Raw genomic sequence first — 20,870 nt, forward strand, 5'->3', positions numbered from 1 at the left:
GTGGCTGAAGTTGCGGGCAATTTTTTTTAAGATTTAAATAAATATTTAACCAAAATAAACTTTTATGAAACCATCTACAAACTTATTATCACCGGAGAATCACGCATTGGTACTGATTGATTTTGAAGGACAAATGGCATTTGCCACAAAAAGTATCGCCATTAGTGAATTAAGAAATAATGTTGCCATCATTTGCGGAGCATCCAAAATATTCAATGTTCCTACCGTTGTAACAACCGTTGCCGAACAAAGCTTTTCGGGTCCGGCGTTTCCGGAAGTTCAGGAAGCATATCCTATGGAAACCTCAAATTATATCGACCGTACTTCCATGAACACATGGGAAGATGAAGCAGCTTATAAAGCCATCACAGGAACCGGGAAAAAGAAACTGGTGCTTGCAGGATTGTGGACGGGTGTCTGCATTGTAGGACCTGCTTTATCGGCACTGGAAGAAAATTATGACGTATATGTAATCACAGATGCCTGCGGAGATGTAAGTGATGAAGCTCATGAAAGAGCCGTTCAGAGAATGATTCATGCCGGAGTAAAGCCTGTAACTTCAGTTCAGTATCTGCTGGAGCTTCAGAGAGACTGGGCGCGTCAGGAAACATACATTCAGGTGACGGATCTTATGAAAAAATATGGAGGTTCCTATGGGTTGGGCATTCATTATGCCCATAACATGCTGAATCATTAATATTTAAAAATTAAAATGTTGAAATCTTCATATTCCATATCCTACCTCTTAGGAATTTTAATGATCATCTTGTTTTTAGGAAAGCTGCCGGCTCAGGCATTTAAGCTGCTTCGTTACGATGAAAATTATGAATATCTTAAAGATTCCTCTGAAACTTTTTACAACCGCGTAAAATTCCTGCCGCTTAACCAAGAAAAGAATATCTATCTGTCTTTTGGCGGCGAGGCACGCTATGAATATGTAGATTTCAATAATGAAGACTGGGGAAGACAGAATATCGGCCACAACAATTTTTTGCTTCAGCGGTATGATATTCATGCAGATTTTCATCTCGGACAACATGTGAGAGTGTTTTCACAACTAAGAAGTGCCTTGCAGAACGGAAGAAAAAACGGTCCCCGCGGAATCGACGAAGATGAGCTAAGCATCCAGAATCTCTTTGTTGATGTTAAAGCTTTTAAAGATCAGGATAAAAATCTCGTTTTTCGTGTAGGGCGGCAGGAACTGGACTACGGTTCAGGAAGGCTGATCTCTGTGCGGGAAGGCCCGAATGCAAGGCTTTCTTTTACAGGAGCTAAAATCATGTATTACCAAAAGGCTTTTTCGGTAGATGCATTTGCGATGATGGCAGATAGTATCAACACAGGAGTTTTTGATAATACAATATCGAAACAGCTCAACCTTTGGGGAGCTTATTCTAAAATCATCTTTCAGAAAGCTGGAAATCTGGATGTATATTATCTCGGGATTCACAGGGATAATGCTGTTTTTGAAGCAGGAATGGCCAAAGAAAAACGCCATACTGTTGGAGCACGTTTCTGGAAATATGGCGGAGGATTTATCTATAATCTCGAAGCTGCCTATCAGTTCGGAAGTTTTGGAGATCGAACTATCCGGGCCTGGACAGGGTCCGTAGATGTCGGCTATTTGTTTGAAAATGTAAAATTCAAACCAAGCATTAATTTTCGTAACGATTATATCTCAGGAGATCATAACAAGAATGATAATAAACTTCAGACTTTTAATCCTCTATACCCTAAAGGCGGCTATTTTGGCTTCAGTCCGCAGGTAGGGCCGGTGAATCTTATTGATATTCATCCTTACATTACGTTAGATCTGTCATCAAAGCTTAGAACACAGGCAGATGTTGTTTTCAACTGGCGATACGCCCTTCAGGATGGAGTATACAGACCAAGCGGAGCATTAAACCGTCCCGGAAGCAGTTCAGACAAAAGATATATCGGTACGGCCTATCTCATCAATTTTACTTACAGCTTCAGCCCGTACATTACATTGGTAAGCGGTATTCAGTATTTCCAAAAAGGTGAATTCATTGAAGATATTATTCCCGGTGCAAAAAGCGGTGTCTTCTATAATATCCGTTTAGGCTTTAAATTTTAATTATCACTTAAAAAATTAACAACCTTGCTTAAACTTTCTGATTAACCGTAAAAGATGCAAAAGATTTAGATCTTTAAATAAGTCAATCAACTTCGAGAATATAGAACACAATAGTCTAAAAATCTTTGATTTTTATTCTTTTGAGAGCTTTGTTTATCTAAACTTTAAAATAATCTTTTGTCTCTTTTGCGGTTAAAATCAAATTAGTTTAAAAGGTAAAATCACTAAAAACAACTTTATTATGCAAAATGTAATATTAAAATATTCAGGAATTTCAAAATTACTGCTGATTGCAGCTCTTGTAGGAGGTTCAATAACAAATTATATTTCGGCTCAACAAACAGCAGAGGTAAAAACAGCCATTGGCACAAAAAAAGTATGGGGAACAGTAGATGGTGTGACCATTGAAGGTTTGGTGAACGGACCGTCCGCAGCAGTGGCAGACCTTCAGATTGCCTGTGTTTTCGAATATACGGAAGGAGATATTTTTAAATCTCCCGCACTTCCTGCAGAGCTGAACGGAATGGTACATCTTGATGAAGCCCTAAAAGGCATTATTACCGAAGTCAGAAAAACCGGAAAATTCAAAGGATATGCATTGGAAACACTGCTGATTGATCCTCCTAAAGGAAGCATGGGCGCTAAAAAACTATTGCTCATCGGACTTGGTGACAGAAATAATTTCGATGCTGAATTGATGAAAAAAGTTGGAAGTGTAGCCATGAGAGAAGCATTAAGACTAAAAGTTCAGACCGTATCATTTGCCAGCGACATTAAGGATGCCGGAATCGATTCTCCTACAGCCCTTGTAGCAGGAAATGTTGTGTTGGGAGCTTTTGAAGCCTATCGTGCTCAGGCTTATCTGAATACTCAGCACGTATCGGAAAAAATGGCTGTTAAAAAGCTGATCCTGCTTGCAGGACCTTCATTTTTTACGGTTGCCGGTGGCGGAATTAAAGAGGCGATTGATCAATTAAATGCAAAGTAGCCATGACAGCTGATCTTATTTTATACAACGGGAAAATCCACAGTTTTACTAATGATGCTCAGGATATTTCGGCAGTAGCTATTAAAGACGGTAAAATTCTCGCCATAGGAAATGACGGACTGACCGATCAGTTTTCCGGTGAAGCTACAAAAATGATCGACCTTAAGAAAAAAAGAGTAGTACCAGGAATCAATGATTCCCATATTCACCTCATCCGTGGCGGACTGAACTATAATCTTGAGCTGAGATGGGATGGTGTTCCTTCACTAGCCGATGCGTTACGCATGCTGAAAGAGCAGGTAGACTGTACACCATCTCCGCAGTGGGTCCGTGTCGTTGGCGGGTGGTCAGAGTTCCAGTTTGCAGAAAGAAGAATGCCTACATTGGAAGAAATTAATGCGATTGCCCCTGAAACTCCTGTTTTCATCCTTCATCTTTACGACAGGGCCCTCATGAACAGAGCGGCTTTAAAAGCGGTGGGCTACAATAAAAATACACCTGCTCCTCCCGGAGGACAGATTGAAAGAGATTCTAACGGAGAACCCACAGGCCTTATCATTGCAACACCGAATGCCATGATTTTGTATTCAACACTGGCTAAAGGTCCCAAGCTTTCTTATGAACATCAGCTCAATTCAACAAGACATTTCATGAAAGAGCTCAACCGTTTCGGAATTACCAGTGTCATTGATGCCGGCGGAGGTTTTCAGAATTTTCCCGATGATTATCAGGTGGTGAACGAATTAAATGAGAAAAAACAGTTAACGGTAAGAATAGCCTATAATTTATTCACCCAAAAACCCAAGCATGAATTCGAAGATTTCAGTGACTGGATTGATACCGTAAAACTCTATCAGGGTGACGATATGTACCGGCACAATGGAGCCGGTGAAATGTTGGTATTCTCTGCGGCAGATTTTGAAGATTTCCTGCAGCCAAGACCCGATCTTCCCGAAAATATGGAAGCGGAGCTGGAAAAAGTAGTCAGGCTTCTGGTGGAAAACCGCTGGCCGTTCCGTCTTCATGCGACGTATGATGAAAGCATTACCCGGTTTTTAAATGTTTTTGAAAAAATTAATCAGGAAATTCCTTTCAATGGGCTTCCATGGATTTTTGACCATGCGGAAACCATAAGCGAAAGAAATATTGAAAGGGTAAAAAAACTAGGCGGCGGAATTGCCGTACAAAGCAGAATGGCTTATCAGGGAGAATATTTTACGGATCGGTATGGGTCTGCTGCTGCAGAAAACACTCCTCCCGTAAAGAAAATGCTGGAAATGCAGGTTCCTGTAGGTGCAGGTTCCGATGCCACAAGGGTGAGCAGCTACAATCCCTGGGTTTCCATGTATTGGTTAACGGCCGGTAAAACGGTGGGCGGTCTTCAATTATACAACGAAACAAGGTTGGACAGGAAAACCGCATTGGAATTGTACACCAAGGGAAGCGCCTGGTTTTCTCAGGAACATCACAAGAAAGGGGATATTCAGATAGGAATGTTTGCTGATCTGGCCGTTTTAGACAAAGATTACTTCACAATTGATGAAGAAGATATCAAAAATATTGAATCTGAAATGACGATCGTCAATGGAGATATTGTCTATGCTAAAGGGGATTTTTCATCGTTTGCTCCTCCGTCTGTTCCGATTCTTCCCGACTGGTCACCTACGAATTTATATAACGGATATTATCCTGTTGGTGGTCATGTCCAGAAAGAGATTGAAAAGAATTCAAAATCTACACAGAAAGTACCGTTAACTTCCCAGGTTCACAGCTGTGCCGGAAGCTGCGGCGTACACGCCCATAATCATGATCAGGCAAGGATGAGCAATCTGCCAGTCAACAATTATCATTCATTTTGGGGAGCCTTAGGATGCTCATGTTTTGCTTTTTAAATTAAAAATTATGGAAATTTTACATAAAATTCTCTACTCAAATATAGGATCATCATTCAACAATGTGGCATTGCTTATCTTCAGAATACTGCTGGGACTTGAACTCTTCAGAGTACACGGACTGAAAAAATTCAGGCTTAAAAACGGTAAAAAAGAAATCATTCCCAATCCTCTCGGACTTCCGGTAAAGCTGAATGCTTTGGTCGCTTCTTTTGCCGATCTGGTAGTTCCTTTTTTAATCATTCTCGGCTTGGGAACCAGACTTGCGGTGCTTCCGACAATCGGGGTAACAGCAATAGGATATTTTGTGGTTCACAGAAAGGACTCTCTGGAAGTACGGGATGTTCCTTACATGTATACATTGTCATTACTGTTAATTCTTGCTTTAGGTGCAGGAACGTATTCACTTGATTATTACTTATTAAATACACTTTAAGAAAATGGAAACTTCAATCGGAATTAAAAATGAAAATTTAGCAAAAGTTGCTGAAGAAATGGTAAAAGTATTGGCAGACGAATTCGTTCTGTACACCAAAACAAGAAAAGCCCACTGGAATGTGGAAGGACAGGATTTTTATAACAAGCACCTGTTTTTTTGAAGCACAGTACCAGCAACTGGATGAGATTATTGACAGCGTAGCTGAAAGAATCAGGACTTTAGGACATTACGCACCGGCAACGTTGAAAGAATATCTTGAACTCACACATCTTTCGGAACACCACCTGGAGGCTAATGACAGTTTAACGTATATCAAAGCCCTTCTTTCCGACCATGAGAGCATTCTGATTCATCTTAGAGAAAATATCAATAATTTTGCTTCAGAATTTCATGATGCCGGAACCAGCGATTACATTACCGGCTTAATGGAAACTCATGAGAAAATGGCGTGGATGCTTCGTTCACACTTAAAATAACCGTATGGAAACTAAATCAAATATTGGCTTTGTAACCCTGCTGTTGACCATGATTGCAGGATATTGTGATACGGTAACTTTTGTATCGGCCGATGCTGTCTTTTCGGCACACGTCACGGGTAACTTTATTGTATTTGCGTATCAGTTTGTAAAAGGATCTGAGCTTAATGCCTGGGTAAAGCTGCTTACTTTTCCCGTTTTTATCATAGCGGTAATTACAGGAGGAAGAATGGCCTACCGGTTTACCAACCACTATTCCATTATGTTCTGGGAAGGATTTCTGTTACTGCTGAGCGGAATTTTCGTAGCCGTATTCAGTTATCTCGGAATTTTTGAAAAATGGATGATGTATGCGGTGGCAATGACAGCCGTTTTTGCCATGGGTCTACAGAATGCCTTCGGAAAATTATATGCGAAAGAAACCTATGGACCGACAACAATGATGACCGGAAATGTAACCCAGGCTTCTTTGGATTTCGGAAATTTGTTGAGGAAAGGGTTTAAAGATCCGGATGCAATAGCCAGCCTGAAGAAACAGATGATCACCATCTTTGGCTTTCTGGGAGGATGTTTTCTGGGAGCTTTTGCCGGGAAACAGATCGGTTTGGCAACACTTATGCTTCCGGGAATAGGAATGCTGATCTGCTATTTCTACCACCGGAAAATTTAGCTTTAAAATTCAAATTAAATATCATAAAGAATTATCTTTAGACAATGAATTCTACCGCTTTCATATCTTCCGGAAAATACGCCCGTTTTTTATTCCTGGCCATAATATTATTGTCGGGAATCATTCAGGTACATGCACAGGCTGATGCAGATCCGCAGCAACTGAAAAAGAAAATTGCGGCAGCAGCAGATGATCAGCAAAAGGCCGAATTGCTGATTACCCTGAGCAGTTATTATCTTAACAAACCGGGAGAGCTGAAAGCTGATATTGATGAGGCCACGCAGCTTAATAAGCAAGCCGGAAAATTAAGCACGATGTTAAAATATAAAGCTGGAATCGGGAAGGCAATGCTTCTCGATGCTCAGATTCACAGGGAAAAAGGAGAACGGGACAAAGCTTTACAGCTTACCAATGCTGCGCTGGCTTTTGCAAAAAAAAATAATCTGAGGGTCGTTACAGCTGATGTTTACAAGGAGCTTTGCGCCTACAAAGGATATGAAAGACCGGATATTGAAGAGAAAATAAAATATTTGGAACAGGCAGTTTATTTATATAAAAGAGGTAAGGCAGTTAAAAAAGAAGCCGATGCTCTAAAGGATCTCGCAGATTATTATGGTTTGGCAGAGCAGAATCAAAAAGCATTAAGCCTTCTTGAAAATGCAGTCGGGCTTTATAAGTCGATCGGTTATAAAGAACTGCAGGGAATTTATACTTTGATGTCAGGAAATTATGGAGTGCTGCAAAACGCACAATTGTCTCTGAAGTATGCGTTGCTGGCAGAAAAAACGGCAGAAGAAGTTCAGGATAAAAGCTATCAGTGGTGTACCATTTATAATCATCTCGGTCTTGCCTATTATGATCTCCTCAAGTTTGATCTTGCCTTTGCCAATTTTGAAAAAGCACTGAATATAGCGCTGGAAAATAAAAATATTGGCGACGTGAACGCGATTACCTATAACCTTGCGTCGCTGTACTGCCACAAGAAAAACTACAAGGCAGCCTTACGTACATTAAAACGTACGGAAAAGAATTATCCTCCTATAGACGAGATTACCAAAATACGTCAGTTGTTTATATTCACAGTATCATATTCTATGCTTAAAGAAACGGAGAAATCGAGACCGTACTATGAACAGCTGCTGAAGAAATATAATGAATCTGATATAGGTCTTTTTTATAAACTTACGGGAATTATTATCTATCTGCAACGATCGGGTCAGCCTGAAAAAACGTATGCATATCTCGAAAAGTTCAGGAAGTTTTCTAAAGAGTCTAAAAATCTGGTATTTTATTCGCAGATCGAGCTTCTGGCCTTTCAGTCTGACCAGGCAAGTAAAAAATACGAATCTGCCATCAAACATCTGCAGCAGCACCAGGTGTATAAAGATTCAATTTTTAATCTTGAAAAGCTGAAACAGTCTACCGCTCTGCAGCTTCAGTTTGAGACGGAGAAAAAGGATAAGAACATCAGATTACTTAGGGAGCAGGGGAAAGTTCAGGAAGCTAAAATTCAGAATGAAAAAGTGATACGGTATGTTTTCTTAGGAAGTATTATCGTCCTCATTCTTTTTGCAGCGCTTCTTTACAACCGGTCAAGGCTTAAAAACCAGGCTAATAAAAAACTGGAACTGAAACGTCAGCAGATTGATGAGCAGAACGAACAGCTCAAGAAACTTCTCGGTGAAAAAGAATGGCTTCTGAAAGAAATCCATCACCGCGTAAAAAACAATTTACAGATTGTCATAAGCCTGCTCAATACACAATCTGCCTATCTGGAAAATGAGGATGCTTTAATGGCTATCCAAAACAGCCAGCACAGGATGCATGCGATGTCCCTGATTCATCAGAAGCTGTATCAGTCTGATAATCTTTCGACCATCGATATGTCTTGGTATATCTATGAGCTTATTAATTATATTAAAGAATGTTATTCATCAGAAAAAAAGATCAGCTTTGTAATGGATGTGGATAAGATTTTTCTGGATGTTGCTCAGGCGGTTCCGCTGGGACTTATACTGAATGAGGCTATTAATAACACGGTAAAATATGCTTTCCCCGAAAGCAGGAAAGGAGAAGTTGAAGTTTTATTTAAAAAGTCAGAAAATAATGCATACAGGCTGGTGATTTCTGACAATGGAGTAGGGCTTCCGGATGATTTTAATATTGATGAAACAGAATCTCTCGGGATGAACCTTATGCGCGGACTTACCGATCAGCTCGAAGGAGACTTTACCCTTGAAAGCAAAAACGGGTTAAAAATAACAATCAACTTTAGAAAAAATACAGATATCGATGCTGAGCATGCAGATATCGTAAAAGAATAATGAAAGAAAAAATATTAATTGTAGAAGACGAATTCATCGTGGCCAATGACCTTAAACTTATGCTTAAAAAAGCGGGTTATCAGGTTACAGGCATCGCTTCTTCCGTGGTACAGGCCAGAAAATCCATACAGGAAAAAAGACCTGATTGGGTACTGATCGATATTATCCTGAAAGGAGACCTTACTGGAATTGATCTCGCGTGGGAACTTCGGAAGATCAATCTGCCTTTTCTCTATATTTCTGCCAATACCAATCAGTCGGTATTGGAAGCGGTAAAAGAGACGCAGCCTTACGGGTTTATGGTAAAACCTTTCCGGGAACGGGATCTCATCGTAATGCTGGATATCGCAAAGTATCGGTTTGATATTGAAAAGGGAACTGCGGTTTCGGAGGCTTTCCATACTCAGGAAATAGAGGGAATCATAGGCGAAAGTGAGGTACTCAGGGATGTTATTGAAAAAATTAAAGTTGTTGCGCCTACCGATACTTCTGTATTGGTTGTGGGAGAAAGCGGCACCGGAAAAGAGAAAATAGCGCATGCCGTTCACGATCTTTCAGAACGAAATTTAAATCCTATTGTAATTGTAAATTGCGCTGCATTGCCGCATTCACTTATTGAATCCGAACTGTTCGGACACGAAAAAGGAAGTTTTACAGGAGCCAATACCCAGAGGATCGGAAAATTTGAACAGGCCAACGGAGGAACGATATTTCTTGATGAAATCGGCGAGCTGCCTCTCGACTCTCAGGTAAAGCTTCTTCGGGTGCTTCAGGAAAAAGAAATAGAACGTCTTGGAGGAAATAAAACCCTGAAAGTGAATGTCAGGATCGTAGCGGCAACCAACCGTTCCCTCGAAAAAGAAGTGGCGGAAGGAAGATTCAGGCTGGATCTGTATTACCGGCTGAATGTATTCCCGATAGAGCTTCCTCCTTTACGAGAACGAAAAGAAGATATTGAACTGCTCGCAAATTTTTTCCTTAAAAAATATGCTTCCGCTTCAAAAAGGAACATCCATTCGATAAGCAGAAAAGGGATGGAGCAGCTCCTGGGTTACCACTGGCCGGGAAACATCAGGGAACTGGAACATCTTATCGAAAGAAGCGTACTTTTGACTAAAACATCGGAAATTGAAAGCTTTGATCTTCCGAAAACCGTTGAACAGCAATCAGACATTCCCTCCGGAATATTAAAATCTATGGAGGAAATGGAAAGAGAACATATCATGAATGCACTCGAAACCAGCTTTGGTAAGGTCTCCGGACCGGGAGGAGCAGCTGAGCTTTTAAAAATGCAGCCCCAGACGCTCTATTCTAAAATGAAAAAGCTGGGAATTGATAAAGGCTACAGATAAATCCTAAAAATCAATAAATTTCAATAGGGGCGGACTTTAGTCCGCTCAACATTAAATACAAAATCAAGGCTTTAGCCGAAACTTAATTCAAAACAATTCGCTTATTCAATAAGCGAAGCATCAATCTTGTCATTAATTATCACATTAAATCATCATCTAAATGGAAAAAGAAACCGTACGAATAGAAGGCTTCAGCGATGCTGTTTTTGCCATTGCCATCACCCTGCTGGTTTTAGACCTGCATATGCCCAATGAAAATAGTGTAAAAAGCGGAAACGAGCTGCTCCATTTTCTGAAAAATCAGTGGCCTTCTTTTTTAGCATTTTTCCTCTCTTTCTTCAGTATATTTATCATGTGGGTCAATCATCATAAGATTTTCAAACAAATTTACAGCCGGAATTCCGGGATCATGTTTTCCAACGGACTGATCTTATTTCTTGTTTCTGCCGTTTCATATCCCACCTCTCTGCTTGCGAAATTTTTCAATGGGGAAGCATCTGCAGTCGTAGTAGCTATTTATACAGGAATCTTTGTCCTGATCAATTTGGCGTACAACCTGTTATGGTTCGTGGCAAGCCGTAATAAAAAACTTTTGCGTCCGGGCATCAGCGATGTGGCAATCAGGAAAATTCAAAACAATTACCTCTTCGGATTTCCTGTTTATCTTATTGCATTGATCTGTTCTTTCAAAGCTCCTGCCGTCGCGCTCATCCTAATTTTAGGTTTATGGATTTTCTGGGCTCTTTCGTCCGGCAAAATAGAAATGGGTATTAAAAATGAGCTGAAATCGTAAATTTAATCTTTAGTTCTAAAAAAATGTTTTTTATGGATTCCGAGTTTCTGCATTTTTGAGATAAGCGTAGTGGAAGGAAGTCCCAGTAATAAAGCAGCTCCCTGTTTGCCGGAAATCCGGCCGTTGCACTTTTCCACTACTTTCAGGATATGTTCTTTTTCGACCTGCTGAAGGGTTTTAATTTGCCATTCTTCCTGGTTCTGTTGATGAAATCCGATGTTTTTCGGGACTGCTATTTCGTTAATGATATGATCTTTAGCAGAGATAATGCTTCTCTGAACCATATTTTCCAGCTCACGGATATTTCCCGGCCATGAATTCAGGCACATCTGCTGAAGTACTTTCTGTGAGAATCCCGTGATTTTTTTTCCGTTTTTCTGATTATGTTTTTCCAGAAAATACATTGCAAGAAGAGGGATGTCTTCCTTTCTTTCACGAAGCGGAGGAAGTTCTATCGGAAATACATTCAGCCGGTAATACAGATCGCTTCTGAACTTACCTTCAGCAACTTCTGCTTCAAGATTCCTGTTGGTTGCCGCAATAATCCGCACCTCAACTTTAATGCGTTTGTTCCCTCCGATTCTTTCCACTTCCTTTTCCTGAAGCACCCGAAGCAGCCTTCCCTGAAGCTCCAGAGGCAGTTCGCCGATTTCATCCAGGAAAATCGTACTGTTATGAGCCTGCTCAAATTTTCCTTTGCGCTGTTCCGTTGCTCCCGTAAAGCTTCCTTTCTCATGCCCGAACAGTTCGGATTCGATAAGGTTGGAAGGAATAGCGGCACAATTAATCCGGATCATTTTTTTAGGAGATGAGGCTGAAAGATTGTGGATAGCCTGGGCAATGAGCTCTTTTCCCGTTCCCGTTTCACCGTAAATTAAAACTCCCGACTGTGAAGGAGCTACCTGCGAGATTTTTTCATAAATTGCCTGCATTGCGGCACTTTCTCCGATGATGCCGTTAAAACCTTTCTGAGCAGCTGTTTCCTTTTGTTCAATAATTTCAGTTTCTGGGACAGCTGTTTTTAAAGACCCCGCTATTCTGAGTATCTGAACCGTACGTATGCTCACGGCCAGCTGTGTGGAAACGGCAGCCAATATTCTTTCCGGAAGGTCTTCCGGGGTAAAATAGTTCTTATACAGCAGAAAAAGAATGCTTTCGTGATCATGAAGCGACGGAAGAGCCAGTGCTACCGCCATGCGCATTCCCGTATTCCCCGAAGCAAGAAGCGATGAAAATTCCTGATTTTTCTTATCGATGAAATTTTTAAGATCAAAAAGAAGAGGGTCCGCAGATTTCAGACACTGGATTATAATCTCGTCTTTGGGAGAATATACCGTATCGGCTCCGTATTTCCTGTCTGCAAAACTGCTGTGAAAAATTCTGAAGCCTTTATGATGCTGATCGCAATTTAAAATGATGATTTCATCATAATTAAGCACAGGCTTACAATAATTTTGTAACGCGATACCCAGCTGAGACTGATCTAAAGCTTTAGAAACCGCCATATTCACAGCAGATATGCTGAGCTGTTCCTTCTGCATATCCTGAAGCCGCTTTATGAGGATGAGATTCTGATCAGATGTATTCATTTGCCGGAAATTGAAAGGTTAAAGATAGTGAAATTGATGTTTTATTTTTTAAATTTATGTTTAAGAATCATTCTTTAATACAATTACATCAAATCAATGAATATCAATCTTACTTCTAAAAATGCACTGGTAGGTGCGTCCACTCAGGGTATCGGAGCAGGCATTGCGCTGGAACTGGCAAAATGCGGTGCCAATGTCACAGTAATGGCAAGAAATGAACAGAAACTGAAAGCTTTTACAGAAAAGCTTCCGGTATTGCATGATGAACAGAAGCATCAGTATCTTGTAGCAGATTTTTCCGATTTCGAAGCTTTTAAAAACATCATTTCGGAGTATTTCAGCCTTAATACGGTGGATATCCTGGTCAACAATACCAACGGTCCGCAACCCGGTGCGGCTTTCGGTAAAAAGACGGAAGATTATCAGTCAGCTTTTGATCTTCTTTTCAAAACCGTCTGTGAAACCACAAACCTGGCCCTGCCTAAAATGATTGAAAAGGGCGGCGGCCGTATCATTAACGTTTCATCTTTATCCGTAAAGGAGCCGATTCCTAATCTTGCCCTTTCCAATTCAATCCGGTCTGCGGTGATTGCCTGGTCGAAAACGCTTTCTATTGAAGTGGCAAAACATAATGTTACCATCAACAATATCCTCACCGGCTATTTCAATACGGAACGGATTAAAAATCTTATCAGTCATGAAGCCGCAGAAACCGGCCGTTCTCCGGAAGAAATCCGAAAAGCAAGAGAGGATAAGATTCCCATGAAAAGACTTGGACAGCCTGAGGAATATGGGCAGCTCGTGGCATTTCTTGCTTCAGAATATGCATCTTATATTACCGGAACAAGTATCCCGCTGGACGGAGGGTTAAACAATACTTACTGAAATAAATTTAACCGAAAAGATGGCGCTTATTTTATAAGTTTAGCGACAGTCTTTAGCTGGTGGAAACTTAATACATCCAAACCTCACAGGTTTTCAAAACCTGTGAGGTTTTTTTTGAATTGTAAAAGAAAAAGGTTTGTCATCCAACGACTTTTACTAAAGTCTCCCACAGATTACAGTAAACAAAATGCAGTTGACGAAAGTTTCAAACAAATTGCAGGAAACAAAATGCAGTTGACGAAAGTTTCAAACAAATTGCGGGAGACAAACTGCAATTGCAGGAAGTTACAAACAGGTTTGCGAGGAACAAAATGCAGTTGACGGAAGTTTCAAACAAATTGCGGAAGATAAACTGCAATTGCAGGAAGTTACAAACAGGTTTGCAGAGAACAAAATGCAGTTGAAGGAGATCAAAAACAAGTATTTCAGAATGCAATAATCTTCAAACGTCCCGGATATTAATCTGAAAAACCCAATTCTAGCCCGGATAGAAACGGCATCCTTTTTTCGGCGGCGGGAGCGAAGCTCCCGCCGCCGAAAAAAGATAGAGTGGATAGCCGGATTAAGCTCCTTAAAAAAACAAAACCTGCCATCACAGCAGGTTTTAATATTATAAAAATTTTATCTTAATGTCCTGATTTCGCATCAGCATCCTGCTTTACATGACTCAAATATTTCGTGCAGTAAGCGCCGAAAATAAGAATCACAATATAACAGAATACAGGAATGATAAACGAATGCTGCACGCCGAATACATCCGCCAGATAACCCTGGAAAATAGGAACAATCGCTCCACCCAAAATAGCCATCACGACTAACGAAGAACCCTGGCTGGTATATTTCCCTAAACCTGAAATCGCCAGCGTATAAATATTCGAGAACATAATGGAATTGAAGATTCCGATTCCCAGAATGCTGTACATTGCCATTTCACCATGATTCAACATTGCTGAGATTAACAGAACGACATTCACTGCCGCAAAGATGGATAATGTTCTTGCCGGAGCTGCTTTCCCGATAAAGAACGCAATAAAATTAAGAGCAATAAATACCAGGAAGAAGCTGATCTGTGCAAAAGTAAGATCTACAATGCTAAAGATCACCAAAAACACAACTGCCGCCGCTCCCAGCATATACAACGCTTTTTTACCCTGGCTAATTGACTGGTTCAGGGAAATAGCTCCCAAGAAACGTCCGATCATGGCACCACCCCAATATAAAGAAAGATAGTTTTTGCTCACTACTTCAGATAAATTCATCACCTGAGGCTGTTCCAGGAAGCTGATGATAAAGCTTCCCACGGCAACTTCTCCACCTACATAACAGAACATGGCAAGAACTCCGAATTTCAGATGGTTATGCTGCAGAGCACCGAACCCTTTTACGATTTCTTCACCCTTTACCTGAAAATCAGGAAGCTTTACTCTTGAGATTAATAATGCTACTAACAGCAGAATACCTGCAAAGATAAGATAAGGAATTTTGGTTGCCGCAGCAGAAAAAGAACCGTCCGGGGCAGAGAATAATTCGAAAATCAAATGGCCGCCCAAAACCGGTGCAATTGTTGTCCCGAACGCGTTGAAAGCCTGCGTCATATTCAGTCTGCTGGATGCAGATTCTTCCGGACCAAGCAATGATACATACGCATTGGCTGTAATTTGAAGAACGGTAAATCCGAGGCCTAAAATAAATAACGCACCTAAAAATAACCCGTAAGAAGCAAAGCTTGCCGCAGGGTAAAACAGCACGCAGCCTAATGCGGCAAGGAAGATCCCGAAGAGAATTCCTTTCTTGTAGCCTACTTTATCAATCGGGTCGCCCTGTGTGGTTGAAATTAAAAAGTAAATCAGGGAACCGATAAAATAAGCCCCGAAGAAACAGAACTGTACCAGCATCGATTCGAAGAACGATAAATTAAACAGTTGTTTCAGATAAGGGATCAGGATATCGTTCATACAAGTGATGAACCCCCACATGAAAAACAACAGAGTGATGGTAATAAGAGGAACGGTATAATTCCTGCTTTTGGCCTTTACATCATTGATCATAACATTCATTTATTTAAAAAAGTGGTTAAAGATACCTATTTTAGTGCTAAAATCTTAATTTGAGACATTAAACTTATCATGAAAATTTCTTTTATTTAAATTTCGTGGTCAAGGCTGAAGTTAATGTCACAGATTCTCAGTGCTGTCAGAATTTTTATTTAGATTTGTTATATAAAATTTCCCTATTCTCAATGGATTCCAGACAACATATTTTAAATAAGTCGGAAGAGCTGAAAGAAGATTTCTTGCCGCATCTTTCTGCCGATCCCGTAATTTTCGGATTTGACCGGAATGAACTCAAGGTTCTTCTTCTTAAAATGAATTACCGTCAACAGTGGCTCTTGCCCGGCGGCTATGTAGGTAAAGATGAAGACCTGGATGAAGCGGTGATCCGGATTTTAAAGGAAAGGGCAGGGATTACGAATATCTATCTTGAAGAATTCGGTGTCTTTGGCAAAAAGAACAGGAGTGAATTTTATTTTGAAGATTTTGATCATACACTGTTCCATAAGCAGCGGTTTGTTACAATAGGATATTATGCACTTTGCAATCCGTCGCGATTTAAACTGATCGCAGATGCATACAGCGAAACCTGTGAATGGATCTGTCTGAGCAGGCTACCGGAGATTGAACTGGCAATGGACCACAGGGAAATTATAGAAAAAGCCCTTCTCACGCTGAGAGAAAAGATTTCGCATAAACCGATTGGGTACAATCTCCTCCCCGAGAAATTTACGCTTCCTGAATTACAGAAATTATATGAAGTGATTCTCGGAAAAGAACTCAACCGGGGAAATTTTTACCGAAAAATCATGAATCTTGGAATTCTGAAGAAGCTTGACGAACAAAGAAAGGGTGGTGCCCATAAAGCGCCAGATCTCTATTCATTCAATAAACGAAAATATACGAAAGCTTTGGAAGGCGGACTTAATACTTGGTAATTACAATGAAAACAAGTGCAGGAATTTTATTGTTTAAAAAAACGGAAAGCCACATTTATTATTTTCTCGTTCATCCGGGCGGGCCGTTCTGGAGAAATAAAGATTTGGGAGCCTGGTCGATTCCGAAAGGGGAAGTTTTGGAAGGTGAAAGTCTGCTGGAGCGGGCGAAAATCGAATTTTTTGAGGAGACCGGGAAATCAGTAGACGGCGATTTTATTGAACTGGAACCGATTACTCAGAAAGCCGGTAAAAAAGTTTTTGCCTGGGCGTTAGAAAAAGATCTTGAAACAACCGGTTTACAAAGCAATATCATTACCATCAACTGGCCGCCGAAGTCAGGGAAAACCATGGAGATCCCGGAAGTCGACCGATGGGAATGGTTTCCTTCTGAAGAAGCAAAACAAAAAATAAATCCCGCACAGGCAGGATTTATAATTCAGCTTGAAAAACTGATTTCTTCAGAAGATTAATAAAATTAATTGCTTTCTGTATCTTTTTTAAAGCTTACCACTTCATATTCTCCGTCGGAGCAGTATTCTTGACAGCTTTCATCATTGAAAGATTCCGGCGATTTCAGAAAATCTTCGATAAATTTTGCACTTTCATCCGTGTTTGCAGGAGTTATTACCACATGGAAAAGATTCAGTACCGTATCGTCGGCGTTTTCCAGGGACTCTTTTTTATGCTGCTTTGCTTCTTTAAAGTTCATATTGATTTTTTTTGTTTTTGGCTAATGAATAAATTATGCCATCAGTAGATATTTTGTTTAATAAGTAAACATTTTTAGGTTTATGATAGAATAAATTCAATGGCAATGGCTTGATTTTAGATAAGTGTAATTTATTAACCTCAAAATTGAAGGCTGATGGAAAGGTTTAAAAAAATAGTTTTAAATATTCTGAAGTGGATGGGTATTTCGATAGCATCCATTCTTTTTTTAATGTTTATCATACCGATTTTATTTCCGGGAACCATCTCGAAACAGGTGAAAATATTTGCCAACCAGCGTCTTGCCGGAAAACTTGATTACCGGAAAACACACCTTACTTTTTTCAGACATTTCCCGTCGCTTACCGTTTCGGTAGACGATTTTTTATTGAAAGGATCAAAACCTTTTCAGGAAGATACATTGCTGGCCGCAAGGGAAGTATCAGTGGGAATTAATCTTAAAAACCTGATATTCGACCGGGAGGTAAAAATTGACGAAATCTATGTGACGGACGCTTACGGAAATGTTTTTGTCAACAGTAAAGGAGAAGCCAATTATAATGTGTACGTATCAAAACCTTCTCAGAAACCTAAAGATACAGCAGCATCCGGAACATCGATAAAGCTTGATCTTATAAAGCTGAAAAACTGGAATATTACGTACAGAGACCATTCTGCAAGAGTTTTAGTGGATGCCAAAGGACTTAATTATACAGGAAGAGGAGGGCTCAGCGAAGATATTTTTGATCTTGAAACCGATCTTGATATAGATAAGCTGGATTTCAGCCTGAACAGAACTTATTACGCAAAACAAAAAACATTGCACGCAGATCTTATTACAAGGATCAATACCAATGCGTTAACATTTGTACTGAGAAAAAACGAGTTAAGAATTAATGATCTTCCGTTAAAATTTACCGGTTTTTTAAGCATTCTGAAAGACGGGTATAATCTCGACGTAAACGCAGCCTCAGAAAATACTACCATTCGTGATATGATCTCCGTCCTTCCTCCACAATACCTGGACTGGGCAAAAGACACTAAAATTGAAGGTAAAAGCGATCTTTTTTTCAATCTGAAAGGCCGGTTTAGTGAACAGAAAAACCTGAAGCCAAGACTTAAAGCAAGATTAATGGTAAGAGACGGCTTTGTCTCCAACGGAAAGGCACCGGTCCCGATGAATAATCTTAATATGGATCTTAATGTTGATCTTCCTTCGCTCGATACCAATCAGTTGGCGATTGATCTTAAAAACCTGGGATTTGATCTCGGACCAAAAAACAGTTTTAGGGCAGTTGTGAAAACAAAAGGATTGAATGAAATGCAGGTAAATGCCAATGTTAAAGGTGCTGTGGATCTTCAGATCCTTGATCAGGCGCTAGGGTTGAAAGACATCGATGTTCGAGGTTTAATGGATACCAATATTAAAGCCAATGGAATTTTTAGCCTTGATAAGAAATTGTTTCCGAAAACCAACGGTTATCTCAACCTTAAAAATGGCTGGCTTAAAACCAAATATTATCCGAATCCCATTCAGAATATCAATATTGTAGCCAATATTATCAATACAGACGGCACTTTCAAAAGTCTGGGTGTAAAACTGAATCCTTTCAAGTTTGATTTCGAGGACAATCCTGTTTTTGTAAATGCAGATCTTCAGAATTTTGAAGATGTACTGTATAAAGTCCGCGCAAAAGGCACCTTAAATGTCGGACGAATATACCGTGTTTTTGCCAAAAAAGGATTTGATGTGAGTGGATTTATCATGGCCGACCTTTCGCTGAACGGAAGGCAAAGCTATGCCACAACCGGACAATACAGTAAGCTTGACAATAAAGGTAATTTAATTTTAAAAAATATAAAAGCAACTACAGAATTTTTACCGAAATCATTTTTTATCAAAGAAGGAAATTTCCGGTTTGAAAATGAGAAGATGTGGTTCAGCAAATTTCTTGCAACGTATGGAAAGTCAGATTTTGCACTGAATGGTTATCTTCTCAATACAATCAATTATTTTATCGAAAGAAAAGGAACATTGCATGGACAGTTTAATTTAAATTCCAATTATGTGCTTATTGATGAATTTATGGCTTTAAAAAACGGCGATAATTCAAAAAAATCAATTGAAGTGGAATATGCGAAGGTAGAAAATCCTAAAAGCAGCGGGGTGGTCATTATCCCTAAAAACCTTGATGTCTCCCTGCGGACCAATATCCGGAAAGTGGAATTTAAAGGATTAGAATTAAACCACCTGAAAGGACAGGCTTCTGTGGAGAAAGGGCAGGTGTATCTCAAAAATACATCATTCGATATCATAGGAAGTAAAATGAATATTGATGCCCGTTATCAGGACGAATCTCCGCTTACCGCCAACTATGATGTTGCGCTAAAAGTGCTGGATTTTGATGTACAGCGAGCTTACAAAGAAATAGATATGGTGCGTGAGATGGCAACGGCAGCAAAAAATGTAAAAGGAATTGTTTCTATTGATTATAAGCTGAAAGGTGATTTTGACCGGAATATGAAACCGATTTATCCTTCTCTTGAAGGCGGTGGTATCGTCAACCTTCGGGATGTGGAAGTGAAAAACTTAAAAATGCTTTCCGCGGTTGGTGATAATATCGGCGCCAAGGCATTCAATAATCCTGATATGAAAGGGGTAAATATTGAAACCCATATTAAAAATAACCTGATCCATGTTGATAAGTTTACGTTCCGGGTTTCTATTTTAAGACCAAGCATCAGCGGAACGACCAGCTTCAACGGACTGCTTGATCTCAGGGTGAGGATAGGTATTCTTCCCGGCGGGCTGATTGGTTTCCCGATTGTTGTTACCGGAACTCATGAAAAACCGAAAATTAAAATTTTCAGTAAAAAAGGACAGGGAATTCTGGATGCGGCATACAACAGGAAGCTCAATAAGGTGATTCGCCAGGAGAGAAGGGCTGAGAAAAAGTCGAAAAGACAGCAGCGTAAGGAAAAAGAAGCTCAGGAAGAAAAAGCCAAAAATGCTGAAAAGCAAGTCACCAAAGATTTAAAAGAAAAATAAATGAGCCAGCTGAGCCTGTTTGAGTCAGATGAATACTACCATTTTCCCGAAGAACTTCTGGAATACACCAAAGATTTCTTATCTGAAAAGGAAGCTTCAGAACTCTTTGATAAACTGCTGAATGATACGCCATGGAAGCAGAATACACAGAAAATGTATGATAAAGTGGTTGTTACACCAAGACTGACCGCATGGTACGGCGACAGTAATAAAATGTATCATTTGGGAAACAATGACTTCCGGGTAAACGAGTGGTCTGCGGAACTCATTAATCTGAAAGAAAAAATTGAGACATTATCAGGATATACATTTAATTCGGTACTTCTTAATCTGTACCGGGACGGAAATGATTCTGTAGCGTGGCATCGGGATAAGGAAAGCGAATTGGGCAACAGGCCTGTTATAGCCTCATTAAGTTTGGGCCAGGTAAGAAATTTCGATTTCAGAAAGGTTGATGATCATCAGAAAAAGTACAGTCTCGCCTTAGAAAACGGTTCGCTATTGATCATGAAAGGTAATCTGCAGGTAAACTGGGAGCATCGTATTGCTAAATCTACAAGGAAAATGAACCCGAGAATCAATCTTACGTTCAGACTGATCCGTGAAATATAACAAGAA

The 20,870-nt window shown here is 40.0% G+C and carries 19 protein-coding genes; 16 read left to right on the plus strand and 3 right to left on the minus strand.

Annotated elements, in window-relative coordinates; all coding sequences use genetic code 11:
- Positions 1-64 precede the first annotated feature (64 nt).
- The 11 genes from HHL20_RS06470 to HHL20_RS06515 all read left to right on the plus strand — a co-directional run bounded on the left by HHL20_RS06470 (position 65) and on the right by HHL20_RS06515 (position 11,032).
- Positions 65-697 (plus strand): hydrolase, encoded by a 633-nt coding sequence (locus HHL20_RS06470; protein ID WP_169230343.1) that lies wholly within the window; start codon positions 65-67, stop codon positions 695-697.
- Positions 698-712: 15 nt separating this feature from the next.
- The gene (locus HHL20_RS06475) at positions 713-2,098 is read left to right on the plus strand and encodes an alginate export family protein (protein WP_169230344.1); all 1,386 of its coding nucleotides are present in this window, start codon (positions 713-715) and stop codon (positions 2,096-2,098) included.
- 241 nt (positions 2,099-2,339) lie between these two features.
- Positions 2,340-3,086: a M17 family peptidase N-terminal domain-containing protein gene (locus HHL20_RS06480; RefSeq protein ID WP_169230345.1), complete on the plus strand. Its 747-nt coding sequence runs from the start codon at positions 2,340-2,342 to the stop codon at positions 3,084-3,086.
- Between the two features lie 2 nt (positions 3,087-3,088).
- On the plus strand, positions 3,089-4,978 hold the full coding sequence (locus HHL20_RS06485; protein WP_169230346.1) for an amidohydrolase: 1,890 nt from the start codon (positions 3,089-3,091) through the stop codon (positions 4,976-4,978).
- 10 nt (positions 4,979-4,988) lie between these two features.
- Complete coding sequence (locus HHL20_RS06490; protein ID WP_169230347.1) at positions 4,989-5,414, plus strand: DoxX family protein; 426 nt, start codon at positions 4,989-4,991, stop codon at positions 5,412-5,414.
- Positions 5,415-5,418: 4 nt separating this feature from the next.
- On the plus strand, positions 5,419-5,577 hold the full coding sequence (locus tag HHL20_RS19695; protein ID WP_317165962.1) for a hypothetical protein: 159 nt from the start codon (positions 5,419-5,421) through the stop codon (positions 5,575-5,577).
- On the plus strand, positions 5,534-5,893 hold the full coding sequence (locus tag HHL20_RS06495; RefSeq protein ID WP_317165963.1) for a Dps family protein: 360 nt from the start codon (positions 5,534-5,536) through the stop codon (positions 5,891-5,893). Before HHL20_RS19695 ends, HHL20_RS06495 begins: the two co-directional genes overlap by 44 nt.
- 4 nt (positions 5,894-5,897) lie before the next feature.
- The gene (locus tag HHL20_RS06500; protein WP_169230348.1) at positions 5,898-6,563 is read left to right on the plus strand and encodes a YoaK family protein; all 666 of its coding nucleotides are present in this window, start codon (positions 5,898-5,900) and stop codon (positions 6,561-6,563) included.
- Between the two features lie 44 nt (positions 6,564-6,607).
- Positions 6,608-8,887 carry a histidine kinase dimerization/phosphoacceptor domain -containing protein gene (locus HHL20_RS06505; protein ID WP_169230349.1) on the plus strand — a complete coding sequence of 760 codons (2,280 nt, stop codon included), beginning with the start codon at positions 6,608-6,610 and terminating at the stop codon, positions 8,885-8,887.
- A complete protein-coding gene (locus HHL20_RS06510) occupies positions 8,887-10,239 on the plus strand; it encodes a sigma-54-dependent transcriptional regulator (RefSeq protein WP_169230350.1) in 1,353 nt (450 codons plus the stop codon). Before HHL20_RS06505 ends, HHL20_RS06510 begins: the two co-directional genes overlap by 1 nt.
- 160 nt (positions 10,240-10,399) lie before the next feature.
- Positions 10,400-11,032: a TMEM175 family protein gene (locus HHL20_RS06515; protein ID WP_169230351.1), complete on the plus strand. Its 633-nt coding sequence runs from the start codon at positions 10,400-10,402 to the stop codon at positions 11,030-11,032.
- Between the two features lie 2 nt (positions 11,033-11,034).
- On the opposite strand, the gene HHL20_RS06520 is transcribed toward HHL20_RS06515, so the two are convergent.
- Positions 11,035-12,621 (minus strand): sigma-54 interaction domain-containing protein, encoded by a 1,587-nt coding sequence (locus tag HHL20_RS06520; protein ID WP_169230352.1) that lies wholly within the window; start codon positions 12,619-12,621, stop codon positions 11,035-11,037.
- Positions 12,622-12,717: 96 nt separating this feature from the next.
- Between HHL20_RS06520 and HHL20_RS06525 the strand changes: the two genes are divergently transcribed.
- Complete coding sequence (locus HHL20_RS06525) at positions 12,718-13,506, plus strand: SDR family oxidoreductase (RefSeq protein WP_169230353.1); 789 nt, start codon at positions 12,718-12,720, stop codon at positions 13,504-13,506.
- A gap of 626 nt (positions 13,507-14,132) precedes the next feature.
- Here HHL20_RS06525 and HHL20_RS06530 read toward each other — a convergent pair.
- The gene (locus HHL20_RS06530; protein WP_169230354.1) at positions 14,133-15,563 is read right to left on the minus strand and encodes a sugar MFS transporter; all 1,431 of its coding nucleotides are present in this window, start codon (positions 15,561-15,563) and stop codon (positions 14,133-14,135) included.
- 182 nt (positions 15,564-15,745) lie between these two features.
- Here HHL20_RS06530 and HHL20_RS06535 point away from each other — a divergent pair, with 182 nt between their 5' ends.
- Together HHL20_RS06535 and HHL20_RS06540 are read left to right on the plus strand one after the other, a co-directional pair.
- The gene (locus HHL20_RS06535; RefSeq protein ID WP_169230355.1) at positions 15,746-16,495 is read left to right on the plus strand and encodes an NUDIX hydrolase; all 750 of its coding nucleotides are present in this window, start codon (positions 15,746-15,748) and stop codon (positions 16,493-16,495) included.
- A 5-nt stretch (positions 16,496-16,500) separates the two neighbouring features.
- The gene (locus tag HHL20_RS06540) at positions 16,501-16,965 is read left to right on the plus strand and encodes an NUDIX hydrolase (protein WP_169230356.1); all 465 of its coding nucleotides are present in this window, start codon (positions 16,501-16,503) and stop codon (positions 16,963-16,965) included.
- A gap of 5 nt (positions 16,966-16,970) precedes the next feature.
- Here HHL20_RS06540 and HHL20_RS06545 read toward each other — a convergent pair whose 3' ends face one another.
- Entirely contained in the window at positions 16,971-17,204 is a 234-nt protein-coding gene (locus tag HHL20_RS06545) for a hypothetical protein (protein ID WP_169230357.1), read from the minus strand.
- A gap of 156 nt (positions 17,205-17,360) precedes the next feature.
- Here HHL20_RS06545 and HHL20_RS06550 point away from each other — a divergent pair, with 156 nt between their 5' ends.
- Together HHL20_RS06550 and HHL20_RS06555 are read left to right on the plus strand one after the other, a co-directional pair.
- The gene (locus HHL20_RS06550) at positions 17,361-20,252 is read left to right on the plus strand and encodes an AsmA-like C-terminal region-containing protein (RefSeq protein ID WP_169230358.1); all 2,892 of its coding nucleotides are present in this window, start codon (positions 17,361-17,363) and stop codon (positions 20,250-20,252) included.
- Positions 20,253-20,864 (plus strand): alpha-ketoglutarate-dependent dioxygenase AlkB family protein, encoded by a 612-nt coding sequence (locus HHL20_RS06555; RefSeq protein WP_169230359.1) that lies wholly within the window; start codon positions 20,253-20,255, stop codon positions 20,862-20,864.
- Positions 20,865-20,870: the final 6 nt, after the last annotated feature.

The sequence above is a fragment of the Chryseobacterium cheonjiense genome, from assembly GCF_012927265.1.
GTDB classification, from domain to species: Bacteria; Bacteroidota; Bacteroidia; order Flavobacteriales; family Weeksellaceae; genus Chryseobacterium; species Chryseobacterium cheonjiense.

What these genes read in the sequence shown, in the direction of transcription:
- HHL20_RS06515 (WP_169230351.1), top strand. Translation starts at nt 10,400, where the DNA reads ATGGAAAAAGAAACCGTACGAATAGAAGGCTTCAGCGATGCTGTTTTT.
- HHL20_RS06520 (WP_169230352.1), bottom strand. Translation starts at nt 12,621, where the DNA reads ATGAATACATCTGATCAGAATCTCATCCTCATAAAGCGGCTTCAGGAT.
- HHL20_RS06510 (WP_169230350.1), top strand. Translation starts at nt 8,887, where the DNA reads ATGAAAGAAAAAATATTAATTGTAGAAGACGAATTCATCGTGGCCAAT.
- HHL20_RS06535 (WP_169230355.1), top strand. Translation starts at nt 15,746, where the DNA reads ATGGATTCCAGACAACATATTTTAAATAAGTCGGAAGAGCTGAAAGAA.
- HHL20_RS19695 (WP_317165962.1), top strand. Translation starts at nt 5,419, where the DNA reads ATGGAAACTTCAATCGGAATTAAAAATGAAAATTTAGCAAAAGTTGCT.
- HHL20_RS06505 (WP_169230349.1), top strand. Translation starts at nt 6,608, where the DNA reads ATGAATTCTACCGCTTTCATATCTTCCGGAAAATACGCCCGTTTTTTA.
- HHL20_RS06555 (WP_169230359.1), top strand. Translation starts at nt 20,253, where the DNA reads ATGAGCCAGCTGAGCCTGTTTGAGTCAGATGAATACTACCATTTTCCC.
- HHL20_RS06525 (WP_169230353.1), top strand. Translation starts at nt 12,718, where the DNA reads ATGAATATCAATCTTACTTCTAAAAATGCACTGGTAGGTGCGTCCACT.
- HHL20_RS06495 (WP_317165963.1), top strand. Translation starts at nt 5,534, where the DNA reads ATGTGGAAGGACAGGATTTTTATAACAAGCACCTGTTTTTTTGAAGCA.
- HHL20_RS06470 (WP_169230343.1), top strand. Translation starts at nt 65, where the DNA reads ATGAAACCATCTACAAACTTATTATCACCGGAGAATCACGCATTGGTA.
- HHL20_RS06545 (WP_169230357.1), bottom strand. Translation starts at nt 17,204, where the DNA reads ATGAACTTTAAAGAAGCAAAGCAGCATAAAAAAGAGTCCCTGGAAAAC.
- HHL20_RS06485 (WP_169230346.1), top strand. Translation starts at nt 3,089, where the DNA reads ATGACAGCTGATCTTATTTTATACAACGGGAAAATCCACAGTTTTACT.
- HHL20_RS06530 (WP_169230354.1), bottom strand. Translation starts at nt 15,563, where the DNA reads ATGAATGTTATGATCAATGATGTAAAGGCCAAAAGCAGGAATTATACC.
- HHL20_RS06550 (WP_169230358.1), top strand. Translation starts at nt 17,361, where the DNA reads ATGGAAAGGTTTAAAAAAATAGTTTTAAATATTCTGAAGTGGATGGGT.
- HHL20_RS06490 (WP_169230347.1), top strand. Translation starts at nt 4,989, where the DNA reads ATGGAAATTTTACATAAAATTCTCTACTCAAATATAGGATCATCATTC.
- HHL20_RS06540 (WP_169230356.1), top strand. Translation starts at nt 16,501, where the DNA reads ATGAAAACAAGTGCAGGAATTTTATTGTTTAAAAAAACGGAAAGCCAC.
- HHL20_RS06500 (WP_169230348.1), top strand. Translation starts at nt 5,898, where the DNA reads ATGGAAACTAAATCAAATATTGGCTTTGTAACCCTGCTGTTGACCATG.
- HHL20_RS06480 (WP_169230345.1), top strand. Translation starts at nt 2,340, where the DNA reads ATGCAAAATGTAATATTAAAATATTCAGGAATTTCAAAATTACTGCTG.
- HHL20_RS06475 (WP_169230344.1), top strand. Translation starts at nt 713, where the DNA reads ATGTTGAAATCTTCATATTCCATATCCTACCTCTTAGGAATTTTAATG.